Here is a 9,951-nt window from a genome sequence, read left to right as displayed (position 1 = left end):
TTCGATTGGGCCGGTTGCGTTGATCTTGACCACTTGTACGTCGTCGCGCGCAGCTTCTGCGATGTGCATCAGGGTGCAGCGCCCGATCCGGCCAAATCCGTTGATCCCTACGGTGACGGTCATGCCATGTCCTCTCGAATGTGTAGCAGCTTGAGGCGGATATACGCCCAGCATGTCATAGGGGGAAGTTAAATTGCTTTATAATTCTGGATGTTAGCGATAAATCTGCCCTTGCGTCGCATGGTGGCGATAACGTTAACCCTAACGGTTCCGCTAACATTTTGAGTAGGTGGTTTTGCGTCAGAAATTCCCAAAAGCGATTCCATAAATCCCGGTTTCCGTTTTGATGCTTCTGGGCATAGCAAATCGATCGCGCGGCAAGACAGAACGCGATTGGATATGATCCGAGGATTTGGGGTGTGCCGCCCCTCCGATGGGCGTGCGTTAGGCGCGTTCGGATGCCGCCACAAAGCTGTGATACGTGCTGCGTGTGTCTTGCCAAAGGGCGTCGGTTGCCCGGATCCAGTGTTGCAGATCCTGCGGGTCGCTGAGTTCCATCGCTTCGGCGCGCGTCAGATGTTTGCGCAACTTTTGCATGCCCAGAATGCCCGTCGATCCGGTCAGGCGATGGATCTCTGCGAGATCCAGATCTTCGGCTGACTCACAGGTTAGCAGCGCCGCCAAAAGCGCCTCCATTTCGCGATCCAGCTCTTGCAAAGCCGTACCTGTCTGAGCATGGCCCAGCCCCGTTAGCACGCCTTCGGCGACGTCTTGATCCAGCAGGACGTCGTTGGGGGTGGCGCCCACCAGCGGCGAGGCATTGAGGAAGATGTCGCCCATGACTTTGAGGATCATGGCTTCGAGCGCGCTTTCGGATGTGGGCTTTGTCAGAATGTGGCGCATGCCTGCGGCTTTCACTCGGCCAAGATCTTCGTCGCGGGAATAGGCGGTCAAAGCCACAATTGGAGTTTTGCTAGAGAGCCCTCCGTCGGCGCGAATTTTCTGCGCGGTCTGGATGCCGTCCATATCGGGCATGCTGATGTCCATGAGGATTAGGTCATAGGCAAATTGCGCGGCCATCCTTGCGCCCTCCATGCCGCTTTCAGCAAGGCCGACGTGGTGGCCCGCGTCCACCAACATCTGCTGGGTGATCATCCGGTTGATGGCGTTGTCTTCGACCAGCAGGATCGACAGGTTCCTTTCTGATCGAGACTTAGACTGAACTTGGGATGAGGTTGGCGTTGTTTCCAGTGACTCCACCGACAGGGGCAGGCGGACCCAGAACAGGCTGCCTTCGCCAAGCACGCTTTCGGCGCCCACTTCGCCGTCCATCGAGGCGACCATGCGTTTTACGATGCTGAGCCCCAGGCCCGTGCCTTCGCGACGACGTGCATAGGTGCTGTCGGCGGTGTAGAAGTCATCGAAAATGTGGTCCAGCTGGCGCGCTTCAATCCCTGCGCCTGTGTCGATGACGCGGAATTCCACAAAGGGCCCGTCGCCGATTTCCTCGACCTCTAGAATGACGCTGCCTTCGTCGGTGAACTTGATGGCATTGCCGATCAGGTTCAAAAGCACCTGCCGGATTTTCTGCGCGTCCCCCTGCACCTGAGGTGGAACATCGGGCGAGATGTCAGACAGCAGAATTAGGTCGCTTTGCGCCGCGCGGGCTTGCTGGCTGTCTATGACGTCCGCGAGCATCTCGCGCAGATCAAAGGGCGCGCGCTGTATGTCATATTGCCCTCCGTCCATGCGCGACACATCCAGCACGTTGTTCACATGATGCAGCAAAAGCTTGGCCGAGGTTTCAATCGCCGAAATCAGACGTCTTTGGCGGTCGGTTTCCACGGTTTTCTGCAACAGCTCAGAGGCCCCGAGAATGCCGTTCAGCGGCGTGCGGGTTTCGTGGCTCATGACGGCCAGCAAGTCTGATTTGGCTTTCTCGCTGGTTTTGGCCTCGTCATGGGCCTCGCGCAGCGCTTTTTGCGCGTTCACGTCGGGCGTAATGTCCCGCACATGGGCCACAAACAGGTTTTTCTCGTCATTGGTGTCCACACGCGTCAGCGAAACAGAGACCGGAAACCGTGTGCCGTCCAGACGTTTCGCCTGGGTTTCAACCTTGCCTTTGTCCATCAGGCCGCAATCTGTCTGGCCTTCGCGGTCGATAGCGGTCGTGGGCGCCTGCAACAGATCGCGCAGATCCAACCCCGGGGCCTGGCGTTCGGTGATGCCGAACATTTCGAGGCCGGGCGCGTTCATCTCTTGCACTTTTCCGGTGCCCGAGCAGACGATAATCGCATCCGCGGCGCTTTGCAGGATCGCTTCAGAGCGTGCTTTGGTGCGGGACACTTCCAGCAGCGCGCGTCGCCGCACGCGATCCTGACGGTAAAATCCAAAGGCCAGCAAGAGCAGGACGAAAAACAGAATGCCGGTCTGAATCGAATTCCAAACAATCAGGTTTCGCGCATCTCTTTCGCGCTCGGCGGCTTGCATCCAGTTGATCTGAAACCCTGCCAGAGCAATGCGGCGTACGTCTTGCCCGACGGCCTGTGTTTTTTGCGACAGTTTCGGCAATTCGGTCATCAACGCGGCGTCTGATTTATCAAAATACGTGCCGGTCTCAGTCAGGAACCTAAAGACATTGTCCAGAGGGATTGAAAAGCTTGCGATGGATCGGTGACTTTCAAAGGTCGCGCTGTCGCGCAGCAGGATCACACGACTGTAGAAAATATCGTAACGCGTCCGGATCTCGGTGGCGTCAAGCGGCGCGCCGAAATCTGATCTGAGACTCGAGTTCAACCTGTGGTATTCTGACTCGACCTGTCCCAAAGCCCAGGGGGCCTGACCGGGTCTTTGCCCAGACAGGGTGGCGATGCGGTCGGTGATGTTATGGGCGAACAGCCCGATTTGCAGCAGGCACAACAGGGCCGCCGCAGCCAAAAGCAAGGTTTTCGTAAAGCGACGATCAAGCATCAAAAGGCGTTCCGAAGGGGCAAAATCAGCGACGCTCTAGCCGTCGTCGTTCAGGACAGTGATGCGGTTTAGCTGCCAGATGCTGCGTGAGTAAATAGTTTCGCTTTGAAATTCTTGTGAGGAATCGAACGGAAAAACGATCCAAAGCGGGCCCTTATTGCGCAAAGGCATCGGGTTTCCATTGCGCAAATAGGCAACCAAAGCGCGTCCGGGCACGGCATCCGTCATGGGGATAGAAACGCTGTAGTCATTCACGGCACTCGCGCTATACGTGTTTCCGCCAAAGCCAACAAGCTCGGCAAGAACAGAGAGTTCCACGCCTTCGAAAACCTGCGGTCCATCGGTCCAGATCGTTGTGGTCGTGAAGGATTGGGATGGCAGCGCTTGAAGCATCTCTAGGTCAAACTGGGCTGTGTCGCCCACATTGGTTTCCGAAATCTCTCCCGAAATCGTGAGGATGACTTCTCCTTTTGGTTGTGCGATGTCCGCTTTTGAGAGAGTGGCTGCTGACAGCAGGATGAACAGTGCGGTTGCCAGTTTATTCAAAGTCTTTTTCTCCAATAAATTATGGCCTTTGAGGTGGTTAACATCGGGGTCTTGGGTCAATTCAAACCCGTTTTATGTGTGAAAATGAACACAAAAAATGAGTCTGGGCGAAAGTTGTGCTTCTCAGGACGCTATACATTTGTTTAGAACTGTGCGTTGAAATAAGACTGTGTCAAATTTTGTTCTTTCGTAGCGTTTTATTAGTGATCCTCCCCTTCTCGACACGGTAAGGAAAGAGAGAAAAGCGCGCATGCGTATTCTAATAGCCGATGACCATGACCTGGTCAGAGACACGCTTTGTGAGTACCTGAAAAAAGAAGGTGCCTCTGACGTGCAAAGCGCCAGTTCGCTGGACGAAGCCCTCACCCTTTGTGACAACAGCGACGCCTTTGATCTGCTGGTGCTGGACTATAACATGCCGGGCATGGAAGGCCTGTCGGGTTTGTCTAAAGCGATTGAAAGCAATCAGGGAACGCCGGTGGCCATCCTGTCGGGCAACGCGCCGCACACGGTTGCGCAAGAGGCGATCGACCGCGGCGCCATCGGGTTTTTGCCCAAAACGATGACGGCCCAAAGCCTGGTTCACGCGGTGCGGTTCATGATGGCGGGTGAGACGTTTTTCCCGGTGTCTCATATCGTGGCGCAGAAAAAAGATAATCCGGTCTCAAAGCAGCTCAGCAAGCGCGAAGTCGAGGTTCTGAATGGACTGTGCAAAGGTCAGTCCAACAAGGAAATCGCGGGCGATCTTGGGTTGCAGGAAGTGACCATCAAGCTGCATGTGCGCACCCTGTGCCGCAAGTTAGATGCGAAAAACCGGACCCACGCAGCGATGATCGCGAAAGAGGCTGGGCTCTACTAAAACGGGCGCGCCTGCCAAGTTGACCTTACGCCACACAGCCATAGGGTGTTCAGCCCTTGGCTGTTTCAGCTTTGCACGGTGATTCGTTTCTGTTACTCTATGCGAAAGAACAGGCAGGAAACGAGCAATGGGAACGGGCTTTTTGGGCACGTTCGTCATCTCCTGGTCGCAAACAGAACTGGATGGTCTTCGGGCTGCACCCATAAGTGCCGTGCAAAAAGGCGCAGTGTGGTCCTGGAAAGGTGAGACGATCCGAGTGGACGGCCCGCCTGGGTTGTTGCGGCTGGAGCAGGGCGAAGGCGAGGCGATATTACGCCGTAAGGCCGCGCGCATGGTGCGTAAGATGGTCGGGGCTGCCCTGTCTCATACGTCCGACCTCAGCAAAGTCGATATCGAAGAGCCCATGCTGGACGACAGTTTCGTCGTCACGGATGGCTTGGAAACCTATACGGTCACGCTGATTGAGGTGGCGGGCAAACAGCCGCTGCTGATGTTCATTGACGAAATCCCGCCAAAGGGGCGCGATCTTTGGGTCGTCTATCACGCGCTTAATCGCGGGCGCGACGCGCAAGCCGGTGGCGATCCTGCGCAGATGATCTGTTTTGCGCCCGGGACTTTGATTGCAACGCCATATGGCGCGCGTCCTATCGAAAGCCTGCACGAAGGCGATCTGGTGCATACCAAAGACAGTGGCACCCAAGAGGTTCAGTGGATCGGATCGCGCAGAATGACCGGGGCGCGCCTGTTCACCTTTCCTAAACTGCGCCCAATCCGCATCAAATCCGGTGCTTTGGGCACGGGCGAGCCGCAAGGCGATCTGATCGTCTCGCCGGATCATAAATTCGTGGTGCGCGGTGATGTGGCCCGGGATCTGTTCAACACACCTGAGGTTCTGGTTTCTGCAAGTGAACTGGTGAACGGCGCCAGCATTGCGACGGATTTTGCGCTGCGCGAGGTGACTTACATGCACCTAATGCTGCCGCGCCACGAGATCATTTTCGCCAATGGCGTTGAAACCGAAAGCTTCCATCCGGCGGATGCCAATATGAATGTGCTGGATGAAACAGACCGCCAGCGCCTGCAGGCCTTGGATCCCGCATTGGTGGATCAGCCCTATGCCTTTGGCAGCCATGCGCGTCGCCAATTGTCGGCCTCCGAAGCAGCAATCCTGCGGCACGACGTGGCGTGATTGCTGCTTGCCTGCTGGGGCGCCAATTTCTATCATTCATGTATTGTTATTCGTTGGAGAATTGATTTGACCCTATTCCGTTTCATTGGCCTTTGCGCCACAGCTGTCGTTTTGACGCATTCCTCGCCCGCACAAGCCGTCCCAACAGGGGCTCAGATTTGCAAGAAAATGATCTCGGACGGGCGCGCGAATGGGCAGACGCAGCAACAGTGCCTGTGCCGGCATGCGGCGGCAGATTCTGTTCTGGATGACGATATCAAAACGCTGCTGTTTGATGCATGGTACACAGGGACAAATAATATGGCCGCGCTCGAGGCCCTGCCAAACCCGCGCCGCGTACAAAAACAAATGCGCTCGCTGTCCCGCAAGATCAAGAAAACCTGCTCGTGATCGGTTTTGTCGCACCCCGATTGCTGATGGGCACGCGGGTGCGTTTTCTGCGTTGACTCTCTATGTCATAGGTCTATAAGCCGCCATTCATTGGTGTTGGTGGCCCCCGCAAGGGGATTCCTGTCATCCCGGCCAAATCCGGGAAGAGGACAACGCCCTTCGAAAACCTGAACGAAGGAGATCAGCAGATGACAAAAAGAACTGCTGCCAAGTACAAAATTGACCGCCGGATGGGCGAAAACATCTGGGGTCGTCCAAAGTCCCCAGTAAACCGTCGTGAATACGGCCCAGGCCAGCACGGTCAGCGCCGTAAAGGCAAAATGTCCGACTTCGGTCTGCAGCTGCGCGCAAAGCAGAAGCTGAAAGGCTACTACGGCGACCTGACCGAAAAGCAATTCCGTCGCATCTATGGCGAAGCCGAGCGTGTTAAAGGCGACACCGGTGAAAACCTCATCGGCCTGCTGGAGCGCCGTCTGGACGCGGTTGTTTACCGCGCGAAGTTCGTGCCTACCGTTTTCGCAGCACGTCAGTTCGTGAACCACGGCCACGTCGAAGTGAACGGCAAGAAAGTGAACATCGCTTCTTACCGCGTAAAAGAAGGCGACGTGATCTCTGTTCGCGACAAGTCCAAGCAACTCGCAGTTCTGCTGGAAGCAGTTCAACTGCCAGAGCGCGACGTGCCTGACTATATCGATGCGGACCATTCCAAAATGACCGCAACCTTCGTGCGCGCACCAGGTCTGTCCGACGTTCCATACCCTGTCATGATGGAACCAAACCTGGTTGTTGAATATTACGCGAAGAACTAATCGTTTTTCGCACCTCTTTACATGTCAAAGCCGTGCGGGACCCCCGCGCGGCTTTTTTGCATCTGGCCACCGGGGTGGGGTCTCGCTAGAACGATCTGGTCAACAGGAGACACCACATGAGCCGTATCACGCCACAGCCAGGTATCATGGAAATCGCGCTCTATCAGGGCGGGCAATCTGCGCTTGCAGGCATCAATGATGTCCTAAAGCTTTCCAGCAACGAAAACCCCTATGGTCCAAGCGAGGCGACCAAAGCGGCTTTCGCGCAGTCTGGCCTTGCGCTGCATCGCTATCCCGGTACAGATCACGGGGGTCTGCGGGCGGCAATTGCCGAGGTGCATGGTCTGGACGCGGACCAGATCGTCTGTGGCGTCGGCTCGGATGAAGTGCTGCAATTCATATCGCAGAGCTTCGCAGGGCCGGGTGACGAGATCATCTATACCGAGCACGGGTTCTCGATGTATCCCATTCTGGCGCACGCCTGTGGCGCAACGCCAGTGAAAGTGGCGGAAAACGAGCGTGTGGTTGATGTGGACGCGATCCTTGCGGCCTGCACCGCGCGCACGCGGATCGTCTTTATCGCGAACCCTGGCAATCCCACCGGAACCATGCTGCCTGCTGACGAGGTCGCGCGGCTGGCGGACGGGCTGCCTGAAGGTGCGCTTTTGGTGCTGGATGGGGCCTATGCCGAATTCGTCGAGGGCTATGATGGCGGTGCCGGCTTGGTTGAGGCGCGCAAGAACGTCGTGATGACCCGCACGTTTTCCAAGATTTACGGGCTGGGTGGCCTGCGGATCGGGTGGGGCTATGCGCCCAAAGACATCGTCGATGTGCTGAACCGTGTGCGGCAGCCTTTCAACCTGTCGGACGTCCAGTTGCAGACCGCTGAAGCTGCAGTGCGCGATCAAGAGTTCATGCAGTGGTGTCGCGTGGAAAATACACGCAACGGCGATTGGTTGCGCGCCGCGTTGCAAGAGGTCGGGGTCGAGGTGGACCCCTCATCGACCAACTTCCTGCTTGCGCGCTTTGCCTCGGATGCCGAGGCTGATGCCTGTGATACTGCCCTCAAAGAGGCAGGCATTCTGGTGCGCAAAGTTGCGGGCTATGGTTTGCCGAACTGTCTGCGGATCACCATTGGCGATGAGCGCGCTTGTCGTCGCGTTGCCCATACCGTCAAGCAGTTCAAAGGTGTAAGCGCATGAGCCAGATCTATGGTCGAGTGGCCCTGATCGGTTTGGGCCTGATCGCCTCGTCGATGGCATGGGGCATCAAACGCGGTGGATTGGCGGCCGAGGTGACAGGCTATGCGCGCTCTGCGCAAACCCGCGACACGGCGCGCGAGATTGGTCTGTGTGACACGGTTTTTGACACAGCGGTTGACGCGGTAAAGGATGCCGATCTGGTTGTGCTCTGCGTGCCGGTTGGTGCTATGGGGCAGGTCGCAGCCGAGATCGCGCCGCACCTGAAAGCAGGTGCGACTGTGTCCGATGTCGGCTCTGTCAAACGTCAGGTGATCGCCGACGTTGCACCGCATCTGCCGGACAACGTGCATTTTGTGCCAGCCCACCCTCTGGCGGGTACCGAACACTCTGGTCCGACCTCGGGCTTTGCCGAGCTTTTTGACAATCGCTGGTCGCTTGTGGTGCCTGCCGAGGGATCTGATCGCGCCGCTGTCGATCGCGTCATTGCCTTCTGGAGCGGGCTTGGGTCGATGGTTGAGGAAATGGACCCCTCGCACCATGACCTGGTACTAGCGGTGACCAGCCACACGCCTCACTTGATCGCGTACACGATGGTCGGCGTTGCCGATGACCTGCGTCGAGTGAGCGAAAGCGAAGTCATCAAATACTCAGCCTCTGGTTTCCGGGATTTCACCCGGATTGCCGCGTCAGACCCCACAATGTGGCGCGATGTCTTTTTGAACAACAAAGACGCGACGCTTGAAATCCTTGGACGGTTCACAGAAGAGCTGTTTGCGCTTCAACGTGCGATCCGTCAGGGGGATGGCGACCACCTTCACGACTATTTTACGCGGACGCGGTCGATACGCCGTGGTATCATCGAAGCAGGGCAAGATACCGATGCGCCGGATTTTGGGCGCGGAAAGGCAACTTAATGCGTTTAAAAACAGGGCTTTTCGCCTTGTTGGTGACCGTCACAATGGCGCAGGCCAATGCGCCATATACCTCATTGCGACCTGTTGCACGCGAGGATGTTTTTCCGGTGGCTCTGCCCAGTTTCGCGCCAGACCGCTCGCTGCGCCCGATGCTTCGGCCGGGCTCCGCCTATGCGGCGCGCACGCCAGTGGCCAAACCGGTTGAAACCTCGCGCCGTGCGACCTCGACCCGTGTGGGGCGGGTGTGCGGAGACCGCGATATTCAGGGGCTAGAGATCGGCAATGTGCCGGGAAAACTGCCGGGCTGCGGTATTCGCAATGCGGTGAAGGTGTATGAGGTCTCGGGCGTCAAGCTCAGCACGCCAGCCTCTATGAATTGCCGGACGGCCAAGACGTTTAAGTCCTGGGTCGAGGGCGGCATGGATCGGGCCGTGCGCCCGATGCGCTCTGACGTCGAAGAGCTGAAGATCGTGGCCGGCTATTCCTGCCGGACGCGCAATCACAAGCCGGGCGCAAAGATTTCCGAGCACGGCAAAGGCAACGCAATCGACATTGCGGAATTCCGGTTTGAAAACGGCGAGGTGATCTCGCTGCTTGATCACTGGGGCTCGGGTCGTAAAGGGCGCGTTCTGAGGGATCTGCACAAGTCGGCCTGCGGGCCTTTTGGCACCGTGTTGGGGCCAGAGTCAGATCGTCATCATCGCGACCATTTCCATTTCGACACGGCCAACCACCGCGGCGGGGCCTATTGCCGATAGACCGGGACGTTTAGCGCAAGCTCAGCTTTGGTGCGACACCGATTGGGATGATGCCGACCAGTACCGCGCCATTTGCAAACCTGAGCGTTACGTCGATATCGTCGCGTGATCCCGACAGGCTGGCCAGCAAGACAAAGACTTGTTCAGCAGTGTCGATGGACACAGACCCGATCTGGCCGCTTTCGCGCGCAAGGGCGATCATGTCACGCCAGTTTTTCAGGCGCAGGGTTGCTTCGCCGGTCGGCGAGCCGACTTCGTCGATGGTCAGGTCCGCCGCCAGTTGAAACGACAGATCCCCCCAGGCCGCCGCTGCC

At 57.3% G+C, this 9,951-nt stretch carries 11 protein-coding genes; 7 read left to right on the top strand and 4 right to left on the bottom strand.

The annotated features are described in order from the left end of the window. The 3 genes from ACEQWH_RS02340 to ACEQWH_RS02330 form a co-directional block, all read right to left on the bottom strand. Window positions 1-123, bottom strand: a 123-nt coding sequence (locus ACEQWH_RS02340) for a glyceraldehyde 3-phosphate dehydrogenase NAD-binding domain-containing protein (protein ID WP_370227949.1), incomplete at its 3' end; no start/stop codon positions are given. Window positions 124-444: 321 nt separating this feature from the next. Continuing rightward, the gene (locus tag ACEQWH_RS02335; RefSeq protein WP_370227947.1) at window positions 445-2,970 is read right to left on the bottom strand and encodes an ATP-binding protein; all 2,526 of its coding nucleotides are present in this window, start codon (window positions 2,968-2,970) and stop codon (window positions 445-447) included. Between the two features lie 36 nt (window positions 2,971-3,006). Next, window positions 3,007-3,516 (bottom strand): molybdopterin-dependent oxidoreductase, encoded by a 510-nt coding sequence (locus ACEQWH_RS02330; RefSeq protein ID WP_370227945.1) that lies wholly within the window; start codon window positions 3,514-3,516, stop codon window positions 3,007-3,009. A gap of 250 nt (window positions 3,517-3,766) precedes the next feature. Here ACEQWH_RS02330 and ACEQWH_RS02325 point away from each other — a divergent pair, with 250 nt between their 5' ends. The 7 genes from ACEQWH_RS02325 to ACEQWH_RS02295 all read left to right on the top strand — a co-directional run bounded on the left by ACEQWH_RS02325 (window position 3,767) and on the right by ACEQWH_RS02295 (window position 9,637). Continuing rightward, window positions 3,767-4,375, top strand: coding sequence for a response regulator (locus ACEQWH_RS02325; protein WP_370227944.1), 609 nt, complete (start codon window positions 3,767-3,769; stop codon window positions 4,373-4,375). A gap of 127 nt (window positions 4,376-4,502) precedes the next feature. Continuing rightward, window positions 4,503-5,564 (top strand): Hint domain-containing protein, encoded by a 1,062-nt coding sequence (locus tag ACEQWH_RS02320; protein WP_370227942.1) that lies wholly within the window; start codon window positions 4,503-4,505, stop codon window positions 5,562-5,564. 66 nt (window positions 5,565-5,630) lie between these two features. Next, on the top strand, window positions 5,631-5,954 hold the full coding sequence (locus ACEQWH_RS02315) for a hypothetical protein (protein ID WP_370227940.1): 324 nt from the start codon (window positions 5,631-5,633) through the stop codon (window positions 5,952-5,954). A gap of 188 nt (window positions 5,955-6,142) precedes the next feature. Next, window positions 6,143-6,763 carry a 30S ribosomal protein S4 gene (gene rpsD / locus ACEQWH_RS02310; protein WP_209357228.1) on the top strand — a complete coding sequence of 207 codons (621 nt, stop codon included), beginning with the start codon at window positions 6,143-6,145 and terminating at the stop codon, window positions 6,761-6,763. A gap of 116 nt (window positions 6,764-6,879) precedes the next feature. Next, a complete protein-coding gene (gene hisC, locus ACEQWH_RS02305) occupies window positions 6,880-7,965 on the top strand; it encodes a histidinol-phosphate transaminase (protein WP_370227938.1) in 1,086 nt (361 codons plus the stop codon). Continuing rightward, window positions 7,962-8,879 (top strand): prephenate/arogenate dehydrogenase family protein, encoded by a 918-nt coding sequence (locus ACEQWH_RS02300; protein ID WP_370227936.1) that lies wholly within the window; start codon window positions 7,962-7,964, stop codon window positions 8,877-8,879. The genes hisC and ACEQWH_RS02300 overlap by 4 nt, the downstream gene beginning before the upstream one ends. Then, entirely contained in the window at window positions 8,879-9,637 is a 759-nt protein-coding gene (locus ACEQWH_RS02295) for an extensin family protein (protein WP_370227934.1), read from the top strand. The genes ACEQWH_RS02300 and ACEQWH_RS02295 overlap by 1 nt, the downstream gene beginning before the upstream one ends. A gap of 10 nt (window positions 9,638-9,647) precedes the next feature. Here the strand turns inward: ACEQWH_RS02295 and ACEQWH_RS02290 are convergent. Continuing rightward, the coding region (locus ACEQWH_RS02290; protein ID WP_370227933.1) for a DUF2125 domain-containing protein at window positions 9,648-9,951 on the bottom strand (304 nt) is incomplete at its 5' end.

Origin of the sequence: Cognatishimia sp., from assembly GCF_964229375.1 — a bacterium.
GTDB lineage: Bacteria > Pseudomonadota > Alphaproteobacteria > Rhodobacterales > Rhodobacteraceae > Cognatishimia.
Note: the sequence above shows the minus strand (reverse complement) of the source record. Positions and strands in the feature narration are given on the sequence as shown.